The organism is Burkholderia sp. AU45274 (assembly GCF_030482505.1).
GTDB lineage: Bacteria > Pseudomonadota > Gammaproteobacteria > Burkholderiales > Burkholderiaceae > Burkholderia.
On the sequence record NZ_JAUJQE010000002.1, the window covers coordinates 289,606 to 312,854 of the forward strand.

At 67.3% G+C, this 23,249-nt stretch carries 20 protein-coding genes; 14 read left to right on the forward strand and 6 right to left on the reverse strand.

Features of this window, described 5'->3' with window-relative positions:
• Nucleotides 1-111 precede the first annotated feature (111 nt).
• Both msrB and QZM35_RS10130 read right to left on the reverse strand, forming a co-directional pair.
• Entirely contained in the window at nucleotides 112-543 is a 432-nt protein-coding gene (msrB, locus tag QZM35_RS10125; protein ID WP_046545914.1) for a peptide-methionine (R)-S-oxide reductase MsrB, read from the reverse strand.
• A gap of 44 nt (nucleotides 544-587) precedes the next feature.
• Nucleotides 588-2,156, reverse strand: coding sequence for a YdiU family protein (locus QZM35_RS10130; RefSeq protein WP_089425614.1), 1,569 nt, complete (start codon nucleotides 2,154-2,156; stop codon nucleotides 588-590).
• Between the two features lie 146 nt (nucleotides 2,157-2,302).
• Between QZM35_RS10130 and QZM35_RS10135 the strand changes: the two genes are divergently transcribed.
• From QZM35_RS10135 to QZM35_RS10155, 5 genes are all read left to right on the forward strand, one after another.
• On the forward strand, nucleotides 2,303-3,946 hold the full coding sequence (locus QZM35_RS10135) for a 3-(methylthio)propionyl-CoA ligase (RefSeq protein ID WP_301775864.1): 1,644 nt from the start codon (nucleotides 2,303-2,305) through the stop codon (nucleotides 3,944-3,946).
• A 187-nt stretch (nucleotides 3,947-4,133) separates the two neighbouring features.
• A complete protein-coding gene (locus QZM35_RS10140; protein ID WP_174972691.1) occupies nucleotides 4,134-6,218 on the forward strand; it encodes a 3-hydroxyacyl-CoA dehydrogenase NAD-binding domain-containing protein in 2,085 nt (694 codons plus the stop codon).
• A gap of 40 nt (nucleotides 6,219-6,258) precedes the next feature.
• Nucleotides 6,259-6,891 carry a bifunctional nicotinamidase/pyrazinamidase gene (gene pncA / locus QZM35_RS10145; protein WP_046545910.1) on the forward strand — a complete coding sequence of 211 codons (633 nt, stop codon included), beginning with the start codon at nucleotides 6,259-6,261 and terminating at the stop codon, nucleotides 6,889-6,891.
• 51 nt (nucleotides 6,892-6,942) lie between these two features.
• Nucleotides 6,943-8,121, forward strand: coding sequence for an acetyl-CoA C-acyltransferase (locus tag QZM35_RS10150; protein WP_089431188.1), 1,179 nt, complete (start codon nucleotides 6,943-6,945; stop codon nucleotides 8,119-8,121).
• 261 nt (nucleotides 8,122-8,382) lie between these two features.
• On the forward strand, nucleotides 8,383-9,783 hold the full coding sequence (locus QZM35_RS10155; protein ID WP_089425611.1) for a GGDEF domain-containing protein: 1,401 nt from the start codon (nucleotides 8,383-8,385) through the stop codon (nucleotides 9,781-9,783).
• Between the two features lie 164 nt (nucleotides 9,784-9,947).
• Here the strand turns inward: QZM35_RS10155 and QZM35_RS10160 are convergent, their stop codons facing one another.
• Entirely contained in the window at nucleotides 9,948-12,092 is a 2,145-nt protein-coding gene (locus tag QZM35_RS10160) for a hypothetical protein (RefSeq protein WP_089431186.1), read from the reverse strand.
• Nucleotides 12,093-12,906: 814 nt separating this feature from the next.
• Between QZM35_RS10160 and QZM35_RS10165 the strand changes: the two genes are divergently transcribed.
• Nucleotides 12,907-13,437 carry an isochorismatase family protein gene (locus QZM35_RS10165; RefSeq protein ID WP_301775865.1) on the forward strand — a complete coding sequence of 177 codons (531 nt, stop codon included), beginning with the start codon at nucleotides 12,907-12,909 and terminating at the stop codon, nucleotides 13,435-13,437.
• A 272-nt stretch (nucleotides 13,438-13,709) separates the two neighbouring features.
• On the opposite strand, the gene QZM35_RS10170 is transcribed toward QZM35_RS10165, so the two are convergent.
• Nucleotides 13,710-14,633 carry a recombination-associated protein RdgC gene (locus QZM35_RS10170; RefSeq protein WP_089456365.1) on the reverse strand — a complete coding sequence of 308 codons (924 nt, stop codon included), beginning with the start codon at nucleotides 14,631-14,633 and terminating at the stop codon, nucleotides 13,710-13,712.
• A 515-nt stretch (nucleotides 14,634-15,148) separates the two neighbouring features.
• On the opposite strand from QZM35_RS10170, the gene QZM35_RS10175 reads away from it, so the two are divergent.
• From QZM35_RS10175 to QZM35_RS10190, 4 genes are all read left to right on the forward strand, one after another.
• On the forward strand, nucleotides 15,149-15,463 hold the full coding sequence (locus tag QZM35_RS10175) for a Dabb family protein (RefSeq protein WP_027787175.1): 315 nt from the start codon (nucleotides 15,149-15,151) through the stop codon (nucleotides 15,461-15,463).
• The gene (locus QZM35_RS10180; RefSeq protein WP_046545900.1) at nucleotides 15,460-15,939 is read left to right on the forward strand and encodes a PaaI family thioesterase; all 480 of its coding nucleotides are present in this window, start codon (nucleotides 15,460-15,462) and stop codon (nucleotides 15,937-15,939) included. The genes QZM35_RS10175 and QZM35_RS10180 overlap by 4 nt, the downstream gene beginning before the upstream one ends.
• Nucleotides 15,940-16,112: 173 nt before the next feature.
• A complete protein-coding gene (locus QZM35_RS10185) occupies nucleotides 16,113-17,072 on the forward strand; it encodes an alpha/beta hydrolase (RefSeq protein ID WP_089425938.1) in 960 nt (319 codons plus the stop codon).
• Between the two features lie 51 nt (nucleotides 17,073-17,123).
• Nucleotides 17,124-17,564: a GNAT family N-acetyltransferase gene (locus QZM35_RS10190; RefSeq protein WP_089425937.1), complete on the forward strand. Its 441-nt coding sequence runs from the start codon at nucleotides 17,124-17,126 to the stop codon at nucleotides 17,562-17,564.
• Nucleotides 17,565-17,584: 20 nt separating this feature from the next.
• Here the strand turns inward: QZM35_RS10190 and QZM35_RS10195 are convergent, their stop codons facing one another.
• Both QZM35_RS10195 and QZM35_RS10200 read right to left on the reverse strand, forming a co-directional pair.
• A complete protein-coding gene (locus QZM35_RS10195) occupies nucleotides 17,585-18,430 on the reverse strand; it encodes an NRDE family protein (protein WP_089425606.1) in 846 nt (281 codons plus the stop codon).
• Between the two features lie 77 nt (nucleotides 18,431-18,507).
• Nucleotides 18,508-19,542, reverse strand: a complete 1,035-nt coding sequence (locus QZM35_RS10200) for a folate-binding protein YgfZ (protein WP_089425605.1) — start codon at nucleotides 19,540-19,542, stop codon at nucleotides 18,508-18,510.
• Between the two features lie 77 nt (nucleotides 19,543-19,619).
• Here QZM35_RS10200 and mltG point away from each other — a divergent pair, with 77 nt between their 5' ends.
• From mltG to QZM35_RS10220, 4 genes are all read left to right on the forward strand, one after another.
• Nucleotides 19,620-20,639 (forward strand): endolytic transglycosylase MltG, encoded by a 1,020-nt coding sequence (gene mltG, locus QZM35_RS10205; protein WP_089431183.1) that lies wholly within the window; start codon nucleotides 19,620-19,622, stop codon nucleotides 20,637-20,639.
• Nucleotides 20,639-21,259, forward strand: a complete 621-nt coding sequence (tmk, locus tag QZM35_RS10210; protein WP_039367036.1) for a dTMP kinase — start codon at nucleotides 20,639-20,641, stop codon at nucleotides 21,257-21,259. Before mltG ends, tmk begins: the two co-directional genes overlap by 1 nt.
• A 19-nt stretch (nucleotides 21,260-21,278) precedes the next feature.
• Nucleotides 21,279-22,307, forward strand: a complete 1,029-nt coding sequence (locus tag QZM35_RS10215; RefSeq protein WP_069248155.1) for a DNA polymerase III subunit delta' — start codon at nucleotides 21,279-21,281, stop codon at nucleotides 22,305-22,307.
• A gap of 140 nt (nucleotides 22,308-22,447) precedes the next feature.
• Complete coding sequence (locus QZM35_RS10220) at nucleotides 22,448-23,227, forward strand: TatD family hydrolase (protein WP_175025973.1); 780 nt, start codon at nucleotides 22,448-22,450, stop codon at nucleotides 23,225-23,227.
• Nucleotides 23,228-23,249 lie beyond the last annotated feature (22 nt).

A 23,249-nucleotide genomic window follows, 5' to 3' on the forward strand; every position in this document is an offset into this window, starting at 1 on the left:
CGTGAAAGGCCGCTTGCGCGGCCTTTCACCGTTGTAGGGACCCGCCAGGCACCGCCGGAGCGGATCGGGGCGGCGGCGCGAGGGGCGCCCCGCGGATCCGCCCGGCGCCGCTCATTCGTTTTCGGGTCGGGACTCGAAGTTTAACGCAGCCGAATTGATGCAGTACCGCAAACCGGTCTTGTCGCGCGGGCCGTCCTCGAAGACGTGGCCGAGATGCGCGCCGCAGTGGTTGCAGCGCACCTCGACGCGCACCATCCCGTGCGAGTAGTCGACTTTTTCGTCGATCACCTCGCCGTTGAGCGGCTTGAAGTAGCTGGGCCAGCCGCAGCCCGAGTGGAACTTGGCGCCAGACTCGAACAGCGGCGTGCTGCAGACGACGCATTTGTAGATGCCGTCGTCCTCGGTGTCGGTGTATTCGCCGGTGAAGGCGCGCTCGGTGGCCGCATGCTGCGTGACTTCGTACTGCATCGGCGTGAGCCGGCGGCGCAGCTCGGCGTCGTCCTTCTCGTACGGGAAGGTCTTGTCGTCGGAATCGTGGGACATGTGGGGTTCTCCTGATCGGTCGGTCGATACGCGCGGGTCGGGGCTCAGGACGAGCAGCTCACTTCGAGCGACCCGGCCCAGTCGGGCGGCAACGCCGCGTACGCTTCATGCTCCGGTTGTTCGTCGAACGGGCGGCGCAGGATCTGCGCGAGCCGCTCGACTTCCGAAAAATCCTTCTCCTTCGCGCGCCGGATCGCGACTTCGGCCAGATGGTTGCGCAACACGTATTTCGGGTTCACGCGGTTCATCGCGGCGGCACGTGCCGCGTCGTCGCGTGTTTCCTCGGACAGCCGCGCGCGGTAGAGGTTCGCCCACGCATCGAACGCGTCGCGGTCGATGAACAGGTCGCGCACGGGCGCGTCGCGGCTCGCGTCGTGCTTCGAGAGCTGCGCGAGCCGGCGGAACGTCAGCGTGAAATCCGCGTGGCTCGCATGCATCGTCTCGAGCAGCTTGTTGGCGAGCTCGGCATCGTTCTCGCGTTCGAGCTCAAGGCCGAGCTTCGCGCGCATCGCACGTTCGAGCGCGGGGCCGAAACGTTCCGGGAACGTCGCGAGCACGGCCTGCGCGTCTTCCACCGCACGTTCGGCGCGCGCATCGTCGTCGGCGATGCCGTGTTGCAGGCCGATCAGCGGCAGCAGCGCCTGCGCGAGGCAATAGCAGTTCCAGTGCGCGATGCGCGGCTGCATCCGGTATGCATAGCGGCCGCTCGTATCCGAGTGGTTGCAGATGTGGTTCGCGTCGAACGCGTCGACGAAGCCGAACGGGCCGTAGTCGATCGTCACGCCGAGGATCGACATGTTGTCGGTGTTCATCACGCCGTGGCAGAAGCCGACGGCCTGCCACTGCGCGACGAGGTCGGCGGTGCGCAGCGTCGCGGCTTCGAGCAGCGCGAGGTACGGATCGTCGGCGCGGCGACAATCCGGATAGAAGCGGTCGATCACGTGATCGGCGAGCTGGCGCAGCAGGTCGGGGCGATCGTTCGAGAAGAAGTGCTCGAAGTGGCCGAAGCGCACGAAGCTCTCCGACACGCGCGTGACGACGGCCGACGTCTCGATCTCCTCGCGCACCACCGGCTGGTCGGAACCGATCACCGTCAGTGCGCGTGTGGTCGGGATGCCGAGGTGATGCATCGCTTCCGAGCACAGGAATTCGCGGATCGACGAGCGCAGCACCGCGCGGCCGTCACCCATTCGCGAGTACGGCGTGCGGCCGCTGCCTTTCAGCTGCAGCTCGTAGCGACGGCCGTCCGTGCCGGTGCGCTCGCCGATCGTCAGCGCGCGGCCGTCGCCGAGCTGGCCGGCCCACACACCGAACTGGTGGCCGGAATACACCGCTGCATACGGCATCGCGTGCGCGGGCCAGTCGCGCGTCGGGTTGCCGGCGAACAGCTCGGCGAAGCCGGGCTGCGCGGCGATCGACGGCGGCAGGTCGAGCAGTTGCGCGACTTCGTCGGAAAAGCCGACGACATACGGCGCGGCAAGCGGCGCGGCCGGCAGCCGCGTATGAAACGCGTCGCCGAGCGTGACGAACGCGCCAGTGGCGGGCTCGCCGAGCGTGGCGGCGAGATCGGGGAGGGTGTCAGCCGGATCGGCTGCGCTTCGGGAAAACGACATGTTGAGCGCCTCTGGGTAAGCCGATATTGTAAGGCGGCGCCGCGCCGCCCGCATGGTGGCCCGCGCACCGTGCGCCACGCCCGTCCGGGGCCGCTGACGGGCGCGCCGCAGAGGCACCGATTCGCATCCTCACGGAGAACGAGACGATGGGTAAGCCGTTGCTGGGCCAGATGATGGACATGCCGTTGCTGGTGTCCTCGCTGATTTCTCACGCCGCGCGGCACGCCGGCGACACGGAGATCGTGTCGAAGCGCGTGGAAGGCGATCTGCATCGCTACACGTACCGCGACTGCGAACGCCGCGCGAAGCAGCTGGCGCAGGCGCTCGCGCGGCTCGGCGTCGAAACCGGCGATCGCGTCGGTACGCTGGCATGGAACGGCTACCGGCATCTGGAAGCGTATTACGGGATCGGCGGCATGGGTGCCGTGTGCCACACGATCAACCCGCGCCTGTTCCCCGAGCAGATCGCGTACATCGTCAATCACGCGGAAGACCGCTACGTCTTCTTCGACATCAATTTCGCGCCGCTCGTCGAGGCCATCGCACCGCAATGCCCGCACGTGAAGGGCTGGGTCGCGATGACGGACGCCGCGCACCTGCCGTCCGGCACGACGCCGTTCCTCTGCTACGAAACGCTCGTCGAAGCGGAGGACGGCCGCTACGACTGGCCGCGCCTCGACGAGCAGCAGGCGTCGGGGCTGTGCTACACGTCGGGCACGACCGGCAACCCGAAGGGCGTGCTGTATTCGCACCGCTCGACCGTGCTGCACGCGTACGGCGCCGCGCTGCCCGACGCGATGAACCTGTCGGCGATGGACGCCGTGCTCCCCGTCGTGCCGATGTTCCACGTCAACGCATGGGGGCTGCCGTACGCGGTGCCGCTCACGGGCGGCAAGCTGGTGCTGCCCGGCAAGGATCTCGACGGGAAATCGCTGTACCAGCTGATGGAGGCCGAGCGCGTGACGTTTTCCGCGGGCGTGCCGACCGTGTGGCTCGGCCTGCTCAACTACATGCGCGAGGCCGGCGTGCGCTTCTCGACGCTGAACCGCACGGTGATCGGTGGCTCCGCGTGCCCGCCCGCGATGCTGCGCACCTTCGAGGACGAATACGGCGTGCGCGTGATCCACGCATGGGGGATGACCGAACTGTCGCCGCTCGGCACGCTCGCGAAGCTCAACTGGGCGCAGTCGCAGCGGCCGCTCGACGCGCAGCGCAAGCTGCTCGAGAAGCAGGGGCGCGTGATCTGCGGCGTCGACATGCGCATCGTCGGCGAGGACGGCCACGAACTGCCGTGGGACGGCGTCGCGTTCGGCGAGCTGCAGGTGCGCGGCCCGTGGGTGATCGATCACTACTTTCGCGGCGAGTCGTCGCCGCTGTCGGAGGGCTGGTTCCCGACCGGCGACGTCGCGACGATCGACCCCGACGGCTTCCTGCAGATCACCGATCGCAGCAAGGACGTGATCAAGTCGGGCGGCGAGTGGATCAGCTCGATCGACATCGAGAACGTCGCGATCGCGCACCCGGGCGTGGCCGAGGCCGCCTGCATCGCCTGTGCGCACCCGAAATGGACCGAGCGCCCGCTGCTCGTCGTGGTGCCGCGCGAAGGGGCGAACCTGAGCCGCGACGCGCTGCTCGCGTTCTACGAAGGCAAGGTCGCGAAATGGTGGATTCCCGACGACGTCGTGTTCGTCGAATCGCTGCCGCATACCGCGACCGGCAAGCTGCAGAAGCTGAAGCTGCGCGAGACGTTCCGCGACTACGTGTTGCCGACGGCGGTCTGCGAGCCGTAACACGGGTTCGGGCCGGCAGCGGCTCGTGACGCGGTCGCCCGATCCGTCCCCGGATCGGGGACAAAATTCAAATTGAACGACCGTGCTTTTTCGTTGTATGCTGACTCCGTTCATCAGGACATGCGGCTGTTCGACCGCGCACAATGAAGCGCAGCCACCCCGGCGCGCGATGCATGGAGGCAGGCAGATGGCAGTGGATTACTCGACTCGTGACGGCGTGGCCGTCCTTACGCTCAACAATCCGCCCGTCAACGGGCTCGGCCTGTCGACCCGTCAGGGCGTCATGGACGCGCTCGATCGCGCCGCGCAGGATCCGTCGGTGACAGCCATCGTGCTGACCGGCGCGGGACGCGCATTCTCGGGCGGCGCCGACATCACCGAATTCAATACGCCGAAGGCGTTGCAGGAGCCGACGCTGCACACCGTGATCCGCGCGGTGGAAGCGAGCGCGAAGCCCGTCGTCGCGGCGCTGCACAGCGTCGTGATGGGCGGCGGCCTCGAGCTCGCGCTCGGCGCGCACTACCGCATTGCCGCGCCCGGCACGCAGGTCGCGCTGCCCGAAGTGAAGCTCGGCCTGCTGCCGGGCGCGGGCGGCACGCAGCGCCTGCCGCGTGCGGTGGGGCTCGAAACCGCGTTGAACATGATCGTGTCGGGCGCACCCGTGCTGTCGGAGCAACTCGCGAAGAGCGGGCTGTTCGACGAAATGGCCGATGGCGACCTGCTCGACGCGGCCGTCGCGTTCGCCCGCAAGGTCGGTGCGCAGAAGGGGCCGCATCCGCGCGTGCGCGATCGCAAGATCGTCCATGAGAACGCCGCCGGCTTCATCCAGTTCGCGCGCAATTCCGCGAAGGCCGCCGCACCGAATTTCCCCGCACCGCACAAGTGCATCGACGCGATCGAGGCCGGCGTGCTGCACGGCTTCGACAAGGGCAGCGTGGCCGAGCGCGAGGGTTTCGTCGCGCTGATGATGACGCCGGAAAGCCGCGCGCTGCGGCACGCGTTCTTCGGCGAGCGTGCCGCGAGCAAGATTCCCGACGTGCCGGCCGATACGCCGCTGCGCGAGATCCGCCGCGTCGGCGTGATCGGCGCGGGCACGATGGGCGGCGGGATCGCGATGAACTTCGTCAACGCCGGGCTGCCCGTCACGCTGCTCGAGACGAAACAGGACGCGCTCGAGCGCGGCGTCGCGACGATCCGCAAGAACTACGATGCGCAGGTGAAGAAGGGCAAGCTCTCGCAGGAGAAGCTCGACGCGCGCATGGCGCTGATCACGCCGACGCTGTCCTATGACGACCTGAAGGACGCCGACCTGATCGTCGAGGCCGTGTTCGAGGAACTCGGCGTGAAGGAGCAGGTGTTCAAGAAGCTCGACGAAGTCGCGAAGGCGGGCGCGATTCTCGCGTCGAACACGTCGACGCTCGACGTCGACAAGATCGCGGCGTTCACGAAGCGTCCGCAGGACGTCGTCGGCATGCACTTCTTCAGCCCGGCGAACGTGATGAAGCTGCTCGAGGTCGTGCGCGGCGCGCAGACCGCGAAGGACGTGCTCGCCACCGTGATGGCCGTCGCGAAGAAGATCCGCAAGACGGCGGTCGTGTCGGGCGTGTGCGACGGCTTCATCGGCAACCGGATGATCGAGCAGTACATCCGCCAGGCGCTCTTCATGCTCGAGGAAGGCGCGCTGCCCGCGCAGGTCGATCGTGCGATCGAGAAATTCGGTTTCGCGATGGGCCCGTTCCGGATGAGCGACCTCGCCGGCAACGACATCGGCTGGGCGATCCGCAAGCGCCGCTACGTCGAGCAGCCCGATCTCCATTACTCGAAGATCGCCGACCGCCTGTGCGAGCAGGGCCGCTTCGGCCAGAAGACGGGCGCCGGCTGGTACGACTACGTGCCGGGCGATCGCAAGGCGAAGCCGTCGTCGCTCGTCGACGAGATGGTCGTCGCATACTCGAAGGAGCGCGGTGTCGAGCGTCGCAAGATCGGCGACGACGAGATCGTCGAACGGCTCGTGTTCGCGCTCGTCAACGAAGGCGCGAAGATCCTCGAGGAGAAGATCGCGTCGAAGGCGTCCGACATCGACATGGTCTACCTGACCGGCTATGGCTTCCCGCTGTGGCGCGGCGGCCCGATGCTGTACGCGGACGTGGTCGGCCTCTACAACGTCGAGCGCGCGATTCGCCGCTATGCGGCGGCACCGAACGGCGACGCATGGCAGCTCGCGCCGTCGATCGCGGAACTCGCGAAGGCCGGCCGCGGGTTCAACGGCTGACGCGCCGGATCGCGGCGCGACGCACACCCGGAGAAACGCAATGAAACGCACCGACGACGTCCTGCTCGTGATCGACGTGCAATACGACTTCATGCCGGGCGGCGCGCTCGCGGTGCCGGACGGCGACGCGGTCGTGCCGGTGATCAACGCGCTCGCGCAACGCTTCGACCAGGTCGTGCTGACGCAGGACTGGCACCCGCGCGAGCACGTGTCGTTCGCGGCGAATCACCCGGGCCGCGAACCGTTCTCCACGCTCGCGCTGCCGTACGGCGAGCAGGTGCTGTGGCCCGTGCACTGCGTGCAGGACACCGACGGCGCGGCGCTGCATCGCGATCTCGACATCCCGCACGCGCGGCTCGTGATCCGCAAGGGCGGCGACGCGCAGGTCGACAGCTATTCCGCGTTCGTCGAAGCCGACCGCACGACGCGCACCGGGCTCGCGGGTTATCTGCGCGAGCTCGGCGCGAAGCGCGTGTGGTGCTGCGGGCTCGCGACCGACTATTGCGTCGCGTGGTCGGCGCTCGATGCGCGCGCGGCCGGTTTTGAAGCCGCGGTGATCAACGATGCGTGCCGCGCGATCGACCTGAACGGGTCGCTCGCCCACGCATGGCAGCAGATGCAGGCAGCGGGCGTCGCGCATGTGACGTCCGCGGGCGCACGCCCGGCGGCGTAGCGCAATTCCCCATCCGATTCAGGACATGAAGCAGGACCGAAGGAGACTCGCATGACCGAAGCCGTAATCGTATCGACCGCCCGCACGCCGCTGGCGAAATCCTGGCGCGGTGCGTTCAACATGACGCACGGCGCGACGCTCGGCGGCCACGCGGTCGCGGCCGCTGTTGAACGCGCGAAGCTCGACCCCGCACGCGTCGAGGACGTGATCATGGGGTGCGCGAACCCCGAAGGCGCGACCGGCGCGAACATCGCGCGGCAGATCGCGCTGCGCGCGGGGCTGCCCGTGACGGTGCCGGGGATGACGGTGAACCGTTTCTGCTCGTCCGGGCTGCAGACCATCGCGCTGGCCGCGCAGCGGATCATCGCGGGCGAAGGCGACGTGTATGTCGCGGGCGGCGTCGAATCGATCTCGTGCGTGCAGAACGAGATGAACCACCACATGATCCAGGAAGGCTGGCTCGTCCAGCACAAGCCCGAGATCTACTGGAACATGCTGCAGACGGCCGAGAACGTCGCGAAGCGCTACGGCATCTCGAAGGAGCGGCAGGACGAGTACGGCGTGCAGTCGCAACTGCGCGCGGCGGCGGCACAGGAAGCCGGGCGTTTCCGTGACGAGATCGTGCCGATCACCGTGCTCGCGGGCGTGGCCGACAAGGCGACGGGCCGTCTGTTCACGAAGGAAGTGACAGTCTCGGCCGACGAAGGGATTCGCCCCGACACGACGCTCGAAGGCGTATCGAAGATCCGGTCGGCCGTGCCGGGTGGCGTGATCACCGCGGGCAACGCGAGCCAGTTCTCGGACGGCGCGTCGGCCTGCGTCGTGATGAGCGCCGATGCCGCGCAGCGCGAGGGGCTGCAGCCGCTCGGCGTGTTCCGCGGGTTCGCGGTGGCCGGCTGCGAGCCGGACGAGATGGGCATCGGCCCCGTGTTCGCGGTGCCCAAGCTGCTGAAGCAGGCAGGGCTGAAGGTCGACGATATCGGCCTGTGGGAGCTGAACGAAGCGTTCGCGGTGCAGGTGCTGTACTGCCGCGACACGCTCGGGATTCCTGAGGATCGTCTGAACGTGAACGGCGGCGCGATCGCGGTCGGCCATCCGTACGGTGTGTCAGGCGCACGCCTGACGGGCCATGCGCTGATCGAAGGCAAGCGGCGCGGCGTGAAGTACGCGGTCGTCACGATGTGCATCGGCGGCGGGCAGGGCGCGGCCGGCCTGTTCGAAATCCTCTGATCTTTGGCACGGAGCGGCCGCGGTTTCGCTTCGGCGAGACCGGCGGCCGCGACGCGAATCGGCGCGACCGATCCGCCATTCGAAACAATCGGGAAGCAAAAGGCATGCGCCCGGTAATGCCGTTTCCCCTTACTTGTCAAACGAATTGCCCCACCTATACTTGCTCTGACATTTGCCTTTCGGCACGATGGGCCGGATCGTGCGTCGTGCGATCCGTGCCGCGAAGGTTCGAACCAACGCAGCAGACCGACCGGGGACCGAATGAGTACGACCTATGCAGCCGGGGAACCGCCGCGCGTCGTCAGCGCGGCCGCAAGGCTCTACGCGAAATGCCTGCTGGTCGGATTCGCGTTGCTGCCCGCCTATCTGATCGCCTATCTGTGGTTCTTCAGCGATCCGCACGTCGTGTTCGAGAACCACGCGTTCCATGAAATCGCGATCGCCGCCGCGACGCTCGAAGGCGCGTTCGTCACCTACGTGACGTGGGTCTGCTACCGGTCGTCCGGCGAGCCGCTGTTGCGCTGGCTGACACTTGGCTTTCTCGGCTTCGCGATGATCTATGCGCTGCACGGTGCGTTCACCGGGATGGCGCATCACAACATCTGGCTGTTCCTGCTGTACGGGCCCGCGTCGCGGCTCGTGATGTCGATCCTGCTGCTCACGGGCCTGCTGTCGTATTCGCGTCCGCCCGATCGCCTCGAGAAGCGCACGAGCGTGCGCACGTGGCTGCCGTGGATCGTGTTCTTCGTGATCGTCAACGTGGTCGTGGCGTACATCGCGTATTCGCCGGTCGCGGGCGCGCCGGGCACGCGGCTGTCGATGGAAGGCGGCGCGCTCCTGTTCTCGCTGCTGAACGTCGCCGTGCTGCTCGCGCGGCGGATCCGCTCGCCGCTGATGGTGATCTACGGCGTGTCGATCATGGCGTTCGCGCTGTCGTCGCTCGCGTTCATTCTCGGCAAGCCGTGGAATCACATGTGGTGGCTCGCGCATGCGATTTTCGCCGGCGGCTTCTTCCTGCTCAGCTACGGTGTCGTGCAGGCGCTGCAGACGACGCGCTCGTTCTCGGCGATCTACAGCCAGGAAGACCTGATGAGCCGGCTGTCGGAATCGATGGCGCGCACCGAGAGCGCGCTGCAGGAGCTGCGGCGCACGAACCAGAAGCTCGAATACATGGCCGCGACCGATCCGATGACGGGCGCGTCGAACCGCCGGCAGTTCATCGCGCAGGTCGAGCGCGAGATGGTGCGGGCCGAGCGCGACGGCACGCCGTTCTGCCTGCTCGCGCTCGATCTCGACAATTTCAAGAACATCAACGATGCGTACGGGCATCAGATCGGCGACGAGGTGCTGCGCGGCGTGGTGCGCCAGTGCCTCGATGCGATCCGGCCGGCCGGCGGGCTCGCGCGGGTCGGCGGCGAGGAGTTCATGGCGCTGCTGCCGGACATGCCGCTCGAAGGCGCTCGGATGACGGCCGAACGCGTACGCTCGTCGATCGCGAGTTCGCCGTTCGGGCTCGATTTCAAGCGCGTGCAGGTGACGGTCAGTGTCGGCGTCGCGCAATACGGGGCCGACGGCAGCACGGTCGATGCGTTGCTGCGCGTGGTCGACGAACGGTTGTACCAGGCGAAGCGGGAAGGGCGGAACCGGGTCGTGGCGCGGTGATACGGGTGGGCGCGGCACACGGGCGCGGGTGAACGGACGCGGAACATTCGGCCACCCGGGCGTACAGACGCTGTGTCCAGCGCCTCGATTTCTGACGAAGCCCCGGAGGCGGTCACGCCCCGGGGCTTTTGATCATGCCCGGTCGGCACGCGACCGGCGATGCGCTACCGCGCTGCCAGGGCCGCCGCGCTCTGCTTCGGCTGCGCATCCTGCATCCGCTGCGACGCCTGCCACCAGTACTTGCCCGCGCGCTGCTGCGGGTCGCGGATCGCGAGATACGTCGTACTCCAGAGCTGTGCCGCGTTCGCCTCGGTGGCGTCCGCGCTGCGCGTGCCGAATGCATCGGTCTGGTACTTGCCGTTCACGTAGGACCACGTCCACATCTCCGACGTGCGCATGTCGCGCCCGTTCGAGATCACCTGCCAGATCGTCTGCCGTGCCTGCGTGAGCAGCGTGCGCGTCGCGGCCGACAGGTCCTGGCGCGCGAGCTGGCGATCGAGCCCGGCCACCCACATCGCCTGCTGCCACGACCAGATCACCGTCCCGTGATACGCGGAGCTCGTGAATTTCGGCCACAGCGCCTGATTTGCATAGGCCGGGTTCGCGATCAGCATGCCGGCATCGGTCACGAGCCCGGTCGGGAACGGCCGCGTGACGTCGGTGACGATCCGCTGAAGCTCGTCGTCCGGCGGCGTGCCGAACAGCAGCGCGAAGCCGCCGTCCGAATTCATCACCGGAATCGGGTTGCCCTGCTGATCGAGCGACAGCGCGTAGAACGCCAGCGGCGTGCCCGGTGCGGCGCCGGCCGGCACGCCCGCGGACGGCGCATAGGCCGACACGTCGGTGGCCGCCTGTGCGGCCGGCACGCTGACCTGGAACAGCGGCGGCGCCTGCGTTTCCCACGTGGCCGCCTGGTTCGCCGTGTTGGCGAGCGTCGCGCGCTGCCCGGCATCCAGATACGGATCGAGCAGGCCACGCGCGAGGAATGCGTTCGCCGCGCGCAACGCGGCCGGCACGAGCACCGCGTTGACGTCATACGGATAGACGCCGCCGCCGAGCCCGTCGGTGCTGTCGCGCCAGTTGCCGACGATTTCGCCGGGCCGCAGGTGGATCAGGTTCGCGACCGTCGGCTGTTGCGCGAACGGCTGCGCGGTCGTCGCGACGTGCAGCAGGTTGACGACCAGGCGGGTGCCCAGGGTCTGCCCGTCGCTGCCGCGCTGCGCGAGATAGGCGGTCGCGCGGGCCTGGCCGCGCGTATCGTCGATCAGCCACGCGGCCGCGATCGGCGCGAGCAGGTAGTCGCTGTCGATCATCTTGTAGTCGTAGGTCGGCGTCGGATCGTTCGGCCGCCCGTTCTTCTGGTTGTCGACGAGCGCGAATTCGCCGATCCCTTCCTCGTGCGCGACCTTGCCGTCGATCGACAGCCGGCTCAGCACCGACGACAGGCCGGCCTCGATCGCCGCGGGCTCGAGCACGGGCATCAGCATGCGGACCGAGATCAGCGTGTCGCGGCCGAAGTAGGTGTCGTACTGCCACGAGCCGGCCAGCAGCTTGTCGTGGAAGCTCAGGAATTCGAGCACGTTCTGGCTCACCGGGTCGGGGTTCACCGAGGGCGCGAGCAGGTCGGCGCGCGTGATCGGCGACAACGGCGTCTCGCCCGACAGCGCATCGACATGCAGCCGCAGCGTGTGCGAGCCCGCCGGTGCGCTCAGGACGAGCTTGCCGCCCGCTGCCGGCGTGATGCTGCCGCCGTCGCGCAGCGTGATGCGCAGTGAATAGCCGGGCGCGCCGTCGATCCGGTCGCGTTGCCATTGCGCGGCGCTGCCCTGAACCGTCGGTGCGGCGAGGATCTCCTGCGGAATCGTGGCGCCGCCGTTGAAGTCGCGCAGGAAGCGCACGTTGCTGAGCACGCCCTGCCGGATCGTCAGCGTGTTGGTGTCCACCGACACGTCGGCGCCGATGCCGTACAGCGGACGGCCGTGCGCGTCGGGTGCCGATAGCGCGGACGGTGGCGTGTCGAGGCTCCAGTTCACCGGCTGCGCGGTGTCGTCGAACCACAGCCCGGTGCCGCTGTTGCCGGCGGGGAAGACCACGAGCAGACGCGGCTTCGTCGACGAGCGCACCAGCAGGTGTGCGGCGACCTTGTCCTGCCGGTAGAACGCGTTGATCTGGCCGCCGGTGTCCATGCGGAACGACAGTGCGGCGTTGTTCGACGGCGGGGTGCTCGATTTGACGTCGTCGTCATTGCAGGCCGCGAGCAGGCCGGCGCAGATGAATCCGAGACACAGCGACTTCGCAAGGCGATGCATGTTGATGTCCCTCCTGCTGACTGGCGATTTTTATGAGAATTATCGAATGAGCGGGTGCTCGACCTGCTTCGTCCGGTATTGCGGAATTCCTGGGAAATTCGGAATTAATCCGGGTGTGCTTCTGGGGTGAATTGAATGGTAATTAACCGGTTGATGGTTAATGCCGGAATTGAAAGCAAAAGGAGGCGCTGCCCCGGCCAGGCATGAAACACTTCTCTGTTGGCGTTCCGGTGCCGTGCCGACATGAGGGCGTGCACGGCGTGAAAAACGAAACGTAAGCTGTCGTAGGGGATTCTAAAGTTCGGATAAAGTCGAAGTCAATAATGATTTGATGGTTTTCGAATAATGTTCCGGAATGAGGTCGCAATTCTTGCTTGTTGGGTCGGTAAAATATGCGGTTTCACGGAGAAATGGAGATGTTCTGATTATCGAGTTTGGTGAAAATCGATTGGCAATCGATGTCGGTATTGGTGATTGATTACGAACCGGGATTGAATGGTGGCGGTTTGCCTGTCGCGGTGTCCCGGGCGGTGCAAACGGAATGCGATGGATGCGGCGATACGGAGCGGTGAGCAACCGGCGTTCCTGCGACCGAACCGATGGGTGATCCCGAGAACCGGACTCCATGCGATCGCGTCAATGGCGCCGGCAAGTTTGGTAGTCTTGGAGACCGCTTCCGTTTACCGAATTGGAGCAGTCGGCCATTGATGCGATTCGATATTCGTCGTCTGCGGGGCTGACGATCTTGCGACCGAGCGACTTTTCATCGATGGCCGATGGTGGTTGACGTCGCCTTCACTCCGGAGAATGCACCGTGCTGCACGTGCCCGACGATTCAGTGGTCGTATTGGTTGATTTTCAGACGCGGCTGATGCCGGTGATTCACGAAGGGTCATCCGTCGTCACGCAGGCAGTCCGACTTGCCCGTATTGCGCAGATACTCGGGGTGCCGGTGATGGGTACCGAGGAGAGCCCCGTCCAGTTGGGCCGGAACGTACCGGAGATCAAGGAGCTGTGCTCGCGCACCGTCGTCAAGGACCATTTCGACGCATGCGCGGAGGGCCTGGTCGAGGCCTTGCCGGACGGGCGCGACAGCATCATCGTCGCCGGTTGCGAGGCGCACGTGTGCGTGTTGCAAACAGCGCTCGGGCTGTTGCGCAGCGGCCGCAAAGTCACGGTGGTCAGCGATGCCGTGGGTTCGCGCAGGACGATCGACCGGGACTCGGGGATCGCCCGGCTCGGGGCGGCGGGGGTGCAAATCGCGACGGTCGAGATGATCGGGTTCGAATGGCTGGGTTCCAGCCGGCATCCGCGTTTTCGCGAGGTGCTGCGCCTGATCAAATGAGTCGCGGCGCTCGTGCGCTGACGGGAGCAGCGTTCCTGGCGTCGGATGCGTGAATCTCGGGATGTCGGCGCATTGGCCCCGTCAGGTTTGGCAGGCTGGCTGCCGGCGGTCGTGGGCGGCATCCTCGCGTCGGCGGGCGACACGGAGAAGAATCGTGCGTGAACGCCTGGTCGCGACCCTCCGACCGCGCGACGACAGTTCTCGTCGAACTGTCGCGCCGGCTCGAAACCTCGCCGTCGTTGAGGGTGAGGTTTCTCGGCCGCCGACAGCGTTCAGGCCGCTGCCGCCTGATGCGCCGAGTCGCGCTGCTCGCCACCCAGGATATCGATGAGGCTGGCCAACATCCGCGCCAATTCACCGGTCATCAGCGTGACATCCGAGTCGAAGCGTTCATCGTCGTTCTGCGCGGTCGGATCCGCCGCTTCCTTGATCACGTCGAGCGGCGTCACGCGCTTGATCGTCAGCGACGGCGTCAGCACGAAGGAGATCCGGTTGTCCCAGGTCATCGCCAGGCGCATGCATTGCTTGCCGGCCTCGATGTGCCGGCGCATGTCGTTCGCTTCCAGCGCGTGGCCGACATATCGCACCGTGGCGCCGCCTTCGCCGCTCGAGCGCAATTCGGCGTCCTGGTCCACGGTGAATCCGCCCGGCGCCTCGCCGGACAACAGCCAATCCGTCATCGCGGCGACCGGCGAACGCACCACCTGAACACCGGCGAGCGGCAACTGATCGATCGATTTGACGAGCAGGCCGCGAACGTCGTCGGCAACAGCCTGTGAAGCCGCATCGATGACGAGCCAGCCGTTCACCGTATCGATCCACACGCGGGTATCGCGCTGAATGGTGAACGCGCGCGGGAGCAGTTCGTCGGTTACCTGCTCCTTGAGTTCGCGCATCTGCTTTCGTCCGACCTTGAAGCCCTGCTGCTCCTCGATTTCAAGCGCGCGGGCCTTGGTCACCTGAGTGACGACCGACGCCGGAAGCAGCTTCTTCTCGGCACGAAACGTCAGCAACATCTGCCGGTTGATCGAATACACGAGTGCGCCGTCGTCACGCGGCGACGCCCATCCATGGCTCTGCATTTCGACGCTGGTGCCCGGCTGGAACGCGTGGGGCGCCAGCCATTTTTCCATCTGATCGGGGGTAACGGCCCAAGGTGCAGGAAGACGATGAAGCTGAAGGTTCTTGAACCACATAGGAGTACGGGCAAAGCGCACCATTCTATATGACGGTGATGTTTCGGGTGCGGATTCGGTTGCTCGAGGTGACGGTCTGATCGTTGATGGATGTCGTGCCGGGTAGGTGGGCATCGCTCACCAAATTCGCCACGGAACGGGAGCGACGCTCTGCTCGAAAAGTTGCTTTGCCTTCGCCGATGGCAAGGAGATTCTCCGTCCCGGCAATTCAGTACGTGTATCGCCAGAGCCTGGAGCCGGATGGATGCACCGACAGATCCAGCCCATCGAGGTCGGCAAGTTTGGTAGGCTTGTCGTCTGCCTTCGCTGGTCGGAACTTGATGGCATCAAGTGGCACGGTAATAAAGCGGGTATCGCCTTCGGGTGAGCGAAACGATACCCGCTTTATTACCCGCATCTTGCTCGGCCGGATGCCACTTCCGGCGAACGCAAGCGAGCGGCCGAAGGGCGTAAGATGCCCGATTGGCAAGGGTGACAGGCAAGTCGCCGAACCGGAACGAACAGGAGCAACCGAAGTGATCCGTCATATCGTCATGTGGAAGTTGAAAGAATCGGCCGAAGGCGCGACGCGCGCACAAAACGCGCTGAAGCTGAAGGAAAAGCTCGAAGGCTGCCGCGACCTCGTGCCGGGCACGCTGCAGATCGACGTCGGCGTGGCGACGCCCGGCCTCGACGCGACCGCCGACATCGTGCTGGTATCCGATTTCGCGGACAAGGCCGCACTCGATGCCTACCAGGTGCATCCGGTTCACCAGGAAGTGAAGAAATTCGTCGTCGCGGTGGCCGAATCGCGCGAGTGTGTCGACTACATCGTCGACAGCGCACGATGAGCGACGCGGCAACCCCGACGGACGGCCCGTCGATCGAAAGCCCGTTCGTCGACATGCTCGGCGTGCAGCTCGTGTCCGCGAAGGACGGCGCAAGCGAGATTGTGCTGCCGCTCGAGGAGCGGCACATGAACACGTGGAGCATCGCGCACGGCGGCGTGACGATGACGCTCGCGGACATCGCGCTCGCGATGGCCGCACGCAGCCTGACCGACGACGGTATCGGCGTCGTCACGGTCGAGATGAAGGTGAACTTCATGCAGCCGGGGCGCGGCGAGCTGCGCGCTTACGGGCGCGTGATGCATCGCTCGACGACGATGGCGTACTGCGAAGGCGAAGTGCGCGACAGCGACGGCAATTTCGTCGCGAAGGCGCTCGGCACGTTCAAGTACATGCGGCGGCTCGCGGTGGGCCGCGACATCAAGCGGCAACGTTCGCGCACGGCGCCGGACGCCCAGCCCGGCCCGAGCGACGCGTAAGCGCCCGGACGCACGGCGGCCCTGCCTTTTCACAGGCAGGGCCGTTTTGTTTTGCGGCGTGCATCGCCCACCGCGGAATGTCGCAACACACGGCGCATCACGCCCGCCTGGCGCGCGCATGGCATCATGCACGCTCGTCCGTTCACGGTGCCCCGCAGGCGCCGTCCTCACCGATGCCGCTGAATCCGAAGATCGCCCAGGTGCTCGACATGATCGAGCGCGCGAAACGTCCGTCCTATCACCACCAGACGCCGCAGCAGGCGCGCGCCGCGTACGAGAAGAGCGCGCCGATCCTCGACGTCGCACCGGCGCCGATGCATTCGGTCGAGGCGTGCGTCGTGCCGACGCGCGACGGCCGGACGATCGGCGCGCGGTTGTACCTGCCGGTCGCGCCGAGCCTCGCGGAGCCGCTGCCCGCGCTCGTCTACTACCACGGCGGTGGCTTCACGGTCGGCAGCGTCGATACGCACGATGCGCTGTGCCGGATGTTCGCGCACGATGCGCAATGTGCGGTGCTGTCGGTCGGCTACCGGCTCGCGCCCGAACACAGGTTTCCGACCGCGGTGAACGACGCCGACGACGCGTTGCAATGGCTGCATCGCGAAGCGGCCACGTTCGGCATCGATGCCGAACGATTGGCCGTCGGTGGCGACAGCGCGGGCGGCACACTCGCGACCGTCTGCGCGGTGCTCGCACGCGACGCAGGCATTCGCGTTGCGCTGCAGATGCTGATCTACCCGGGCGTGACGGGCTTCCAGGATACCGAATCGCATGCACGGCTCGCGAACGGCTACCTGCTGACGCAGGACACGATCCAGTGGTTCTTCACGCAATACGTGCGCGATCGGGCGGACCGCGACGACTGGCGTTTCGCACCGCTCGACGGCACGCGCGATGCGCCGTCGTTCGCGGGCGTTGCGCCGGCGTGGATTGCGACGGCCGAATACGATCCGTTGAGCGACGAAGGCGCCGCGTATGCGGAGAAGTTGCGCGCGGCGGGAAACGCGGTCACGCTGGTCTGCTATCCGGGGATGATCCACGAATTCTTCAAGATGGGCGGCTACGTGCCCGAGGTGCGGGCCGCGCATGCCGACGCGGTCGCGGCGTTGAAGGCCGCATTCGACGACGTTTGACAACGTTTGACGGCGGTGGTTGAGCGGCGTATGCGCCGCATGGGGGCTGCGATGACGAACGGCGAGGTGGAAACGGGCGACTGGACGGTCCTGGGCGGCGACGCCGCGCGGATCCGCGACGCGGTATTCGTGCGCGAGCAGCAGATACCGCCGGAATGGGAACTCGACGACGACGATCCGCTGTCGCTTCATGCGGTGGCGTACCGCGTCGATGCGGCGACCGGCGCGCGCCGCGCGGTCGCGACGGGGCGGCTGCTGCCGTCCGGCACGATCGGCCGCGTCGCGGTGCTGGCCGATGCGCGCGGGCAGGGCGTCGGATCAGCGGTGCTGAACGCGCTGCTGGAGGCGGCGCGGCGTCGCGGCGAAATCGTCGTGCGGCTCTACGCGCAGGATTCGGCCGTGTCGTTTTACCTGCGGCACGGCTTCGCGGCGGTCGGTGAACCGTTCGTCGAAGCCGGTGTGCCGCACGTCGAGATGGCGCGCGCGCCGTAGCGCGGCGCCTGTTCGCGTGCTCAGCGCGGCGGCGTCGCGTCGAGGTCGAACGTGAACGCGCGCTCGAACGTGCCCGGGCGAACGGTGCGGTGCGAGCCGTCGTCGTCGCAGCGCTCCTTGATCTCGACCGTCAGCCGCACGCCTTCCTTCATCGTGACGCGCAGCGCGGTCGTGCCGCGCGTACCGTATTCAGGCGTCTCGATGAACGCAGCCGACAGCGCACGCTCGCGCTCGATCGGAATGCCGGTGTGCGGCAGTGCGTCGTCGTCCGCGACATGCGGGTCGCGCATCAGCGCGATCAGTTCGTCGAGCGACGGGGTCGGATTGTCGGTGAGCAGCGTGCCGAGCTCCGCGCGCTTGCGCACCACTTTCGGCCAGGGCGTATCGAGTCGCGCATTCGACAACGCATGCACGCCGGGCGCGACCGCGACGGGTGCGGAGACAGCACTTTCGCCTTCGGGCGCGCGATTGCAGAACCACGCGAGCTCACGCCGTCGCCAGTCGCCGACGAGCAGGTTGAAGCCGTTGTAGACGGCCGCATGCTCCGCGAGCCGCCCGAGGTAGTCGAGCGGCGCGACGGACGGGCCGCCGAGGAAGTCGGACACGAGCTTGCCGCGGGTCGGCGCGCCCGCGCGGATGTCGAACGGCGCGCGGTAGTTCGTCAGCGCGGCGAAACGGCCGTCGCGCGATACGCCGAGCCACGTGCCGCCCGCTTCGAGATCGCGGCCGGCCAGCACGCCCGGTACATCTTCCCACCACGAGAGCGGCGCGCTGGTCCGACGAAAGAACTCGTCACGATTGGCGGTGAGGGTAAAGACGGGACCGGCGGCGACATCGGGCTGCCAGTCGAAGGCAATCAGACACATCGGGCGAATCTCTCGGAGGAAACAATCGGGCGCCGGCTGCGACTCGCGAGCCGGCGCGCGAACGGGTTGTCAGTGCATCACGCTTCCGTCGGCCACGCGTACGGCAGCGTATCGAACGCGAGCGCCGGGCCGTCGGCCGCACCGAGGTGCACCGTGCCGCTGTCGAGCGCGGCGAGCTTGATCTCGACGAGCGCGTCGACACCGCCCGCGGGCGCGGCCGCCGCGTTGACGATCATCCCGCAGGGCTGGCCGGGATCGTCGCTGTGGAACAGCTCGACGCCGGCATGCACGGTATCGGTCTCGCCGGCGACGTGCGCGAGCGCCGTGCGGCGCTTGATCGTGCCGCGGTACTGGCTGCGCGCGACGATTTCCTGGCCCGGGTAGCACCCTTTGCGAAAGTTGACGGCGCCGATCACGTCGAAGTTGACCATCTGCGGCACGAACTGTTCGACGGCCGGCTGCGTGATGCGCGGTTCGCCCGCGCGGATGTCGAGCCAGTCCCAGACGGCCGGCGACACGACCGGCAGCGACCCGCCGAGCGCGGCGATGCGCGCGTCGACTTCGGCACGCGGGCCGATCCACAGATAGCGCTTGCGGCCGGCTGCATCGGGTACGCGGATCAGCGTGCCGGCGGGGCCGTCGACCTTCACGTGCACGCCGTCCGGCAGCGCGTCGAAGATGCCCGACAGCGCGTCGCGCACGTCGCCCGCGAAGCCGACCACCGCGAGCGCGTCGCTCGCATCCGTCAGCTTCGCTTTGGCACGCAGCACGAACATCGACAGCCGCTTCTGCACGGCGGGCTGCACGTCCTTCGACACCAGCAGGCGCACGCCGTGGCCGGCGCGCCACGTGAGGAACGAGCCGAGGAGGCGCCCCTTCGGCGAGCAATAGCCGGACAGCCGCGCGCTCGCGGCGTCGAGATGTTCGATGTCGTTGGTGAGCTGGCTATGCAGGAACGTCGCGGCATCATCGCCGGCCACGTCGATCACGCCGAACTGCGGCAACGGCATGCAGGCGCCCGGCGCATCGAAATCGGCGGCGGACGGACGGGGGAAAACGGGGAGCGAGGCGGGTGCGGCCTGGACTGCCGGTGAAGCGAACGGTGTGCTCATGGAATGAGGGAACAGTCAACCCTGACTTTGACGGAGGCGAGCAAGTATTATATGGGTCTTACCTGAGTCACGTTTCCATGTCCCTACTGAAGAAATGCGCCGCGACGATCGTGGCGCTGGCCGTCGTCGTGGCCGCTGCCGGCGCGGGCGGCGGGTATTACTGGGCAACCCGGCCACTGCTGCTGGGTTCGGCATCGCTCGACGTCACGATCAAGCCGCGCAGCAGCGTGAAGAGCGTCGCGCTGCAGTTGAAGCGTGGCGGCGTGCCGGTCGCGCCGCTCGGCTTCGTCGCGATGACGCGCGTGCTCGGGCTGTCGAGCCGGCTCAAGTCCGGCAACTACGAATTCAAGACCGGCATCACGCCTTACGAGGTGCTGCAGAAGATCGCGCGCGGCGACGTGAACGAGTACGTCGCAACGGTCATCGAAGGCTGGACCTTCAAGCGGATGCGCGCGGAACTCGACTCGAACCCCGATCTTGCGCACGCGACGGCCAGCATGAGCGACGCCGAGCTGCTGCGCGCGATCGGCGCGCCGGACAGCGCGGTGCAGCGCGGCAGCGGCGAGGGGCTGTTCTTCCCCGACACCTATCTGTTCGACAAGGGCACGAGCGACCTGAACATCTACCGGCGCGCGTACCATCTGATGCAGACGCGTCTCGACGAGGCCTGGGCCGCGCGCGTGCCGGGCCTGCCGTACAAGACGCCTTACGAAGCGCTGACGATCGCGTCGATCGTCGAAAAGGAAACGGGCCATGCGGCCGACCGCGCGTTCGTCGCGGCCGTGTTCGCGAACCGGCTGCGCATCGGCATGCCGCTGCAGACCGATCCGTCGGTGATCTACGGGCTCGGCGATGCGTACGACGGCCGCCTGCGCAAGCGCGACCTGCAGGCCGACACTCCTTACAATACCTACACCCGACGCGGGCTGCCGCCGACGCCGATCGCGTTGCCGGGCGTGGCCGCGCTGCAGGCGGCGATCAACCCGGCACCGACGAGCGCGCTCTATTTCGTCGCGAAAGGCGATGGCACGAGCGTGTTCTCGGACACGCTCGGCGACCACAACAAGGCCGTGGACAAGTACATACGAGGTCAATAATGGCGAGCGGTAAATTCATCACGTTCGAAGGCATCGACGGGGCGGGGAAGACCACCCACCTGCAATGGTTCTGCGAACGCCTCCAGGGCAAGCTGGCCGCGGCCGGCCGGCAAGTCGTCGTCACCCGCGAGCCGGGCGGCACGCAGCTCGGCGAGAAACTGCGCGAGATCCTGCTGAACCAGCCGATGGATCTCGAGACGGAAGCGCTGCTGATGTTCGCCGCGCGCCGCGAGCATCTCGCGCTCGTGATCGAGCCGGCGCTCGCGCGCGGCGACTGGGTCGTATCCGATCGCTTCACCGATGCGACGTTCGCGTACCAGGGCGGCGGCCGCGGGCTGCCGCGCGACAAGCTCGAGACGCTCGAGCGCTGGGTGCAGGGCGGGTTCCAGCCCGACCTGACGGTGCTGTTCGACGTCGCGCCGCAGGTGGCGAGCGAGCGCCGCGGCGCCGCGCGCATGCCCGACAAGTTCGAGAGCGAATCCGACGCGTTCTTCTCGCGCACGCGCAGCGAGTACCTGCGGCGCGCGGAAGAAGCGCCGCACCGCTTCGCGATCGTCGACGCGACGCAGACGATTCCCGAGATCCGCCAGCAGCTCGAACGCGTGCTCGCCGCGCTGTAATTCGCAAGGAACGCACCCCATGATCTATCCGTGGCAAACCGACGACTGGAACCGCCTGCAGCAACTGCGTGCGCAATGGCCGCACGCGCTGCTGCTGCATGGCCAGGCCGGGATCGGCAAGCTGCAGTTCGCGCAGCATCTCGCGCAGGGCTTCCTGTGCGAATCGCCGCAGCCGAACGGCGAGCCGTGCGGCACCTGCGCGGCCTGCACCTGGTTCTCGCAGGGCAACCATCCGGATTACCGGATCGTGCTGCCCGAGGCGCTGGCGGGCGAGGCGCCGGGCGCCGCGGACGACGCGAAGGCGGCCGACGCGGACGAAGGCGGCAAGAAGACGCGGGCGCCGAGCAAGGAAATCAAGATCGAGCAGGTGCGTGCGCTGCTCGACTTCTGCGGGGTCGGTTCGCACCGCGGCGGCGCGCGCGTCGTCGTGCTGTATCCGGCCGAAGCGCTCAACGTCGCCGCGTCGAACGCGCTGCTGAAAACGCTGGAGGAACCGCCGTCCGGCGTCGTGTTCCTGCTCGTGTCGGCGCGCATCGACCGCCTGCTGCCGACCATCATCAGCCGCTGCCGGCAGTGGCCGATGGCGGTGCCGGCGCCCGACGCGGCCGCGGCCTGGCTCGCCGCGCAGGGCGTCGATCACGCGCCGGCGCTGCTCGCCGAGGCCGGCGGTGCGCCGCTCGCCGCGCTGGCGCTCGCGAGCGACGAGAACCGCCCCCTGCGCGACTACACGCTCGGGCAGCTCGCGGCCGGGGCGGCCTGCGACCCGTTCGCGTGCGGCGAGACGCTGCAGAAACTGCCGGTGCCGCTGGTGCTCGGCTGGCTGCAGCGCTGGCTGTACGATCTGCTCGCGCAGCGGATGGCGGGCGCGCCGCGCTACTTCCCGATGCACGCGGCGGCGCTCGCGCGCTGCGCGGAAGCGGTCGATGCGAACGCGTTCGCCCGTTTCATGAAGGCCGTGACGCGGCAGCGGACGGTCGAGAACCATCCGCTCAACGCTCGGCTCGTATTCGAGGAATTGTTTCTCGGATACCGGGAAATGTTCGCGTGACCCGGCATTGTTTCTCGTGGGTTGCTAAACGATGACCGGCCCGTACCGCGACGCGACCGTGGCCGGCCGGCCCGCGAACGCCGCCCGTTGCCGCATGCCGGCGCGCGCATGAGCGCCCGCCTTACGTATTAGGAAACACGATGTTCGTCGACTCTCACTGCCATATCAATTTCAAGGGCCTGGCCGACCGCCTGCCGGCCGTTCTCGAGAACATGCGCGAGCACGACGTCACGCACGCGCTGTGCGTATCCGTCGATTTCGAGACGCTGCCGGAGGTCCTGGCGATCGCGGACGCGCACGACAACGTTTATGCGTCGGTCGGCGTGCATCCCGATCACGAGGACATGCACGAGCCGACGCTCGCGGAGCTCGTCGAGCTGGCCGCGCACCCGAAGGTCGTCGCGATCGGCGAAACGGGCCTCGACTACTACCGTCTCGAAGGCCGCTCGATCGCCGACATGGAATGGCAGCGCGAACGCTTTCGCACGCATATCCGCGCGGCGACCGCGACGATGAAGCCGCTGATCATCCACACGCGCTCGTCGTCGGAAGACACGCTGCGGATCATGGCCGAGGAGCGCGCGGACGTGCCGGGCGGCGTGATGCACTGCTTCACCGAGCCGTGGCCGGTGGCCGAGCAGGCGCTCGCGCAGAACTTCCATATCTCGCTGTCGGGCATCGTCACGTTCAAGAATGCGACCGACGTGCAGGACGTCGCGCGGCGCGTGCCGCTCGACCGGCTGCTGATCGAGACCGACTCGCCGTACCTCGCGCCGGTGCCGTATCGCGGCAAGCCGAATGAACCTGCGTACGTCAGCCATGTCGGACGCTTTATCGCATCCGAGCGCGGGATCGCCGTCGAGGCGCTCGCCGATGCGACGACGCAGAACTTTTTCCGGCTGTTCAAGATCGCCCGCTAACGACGGGCGCGCAGCCGACAAC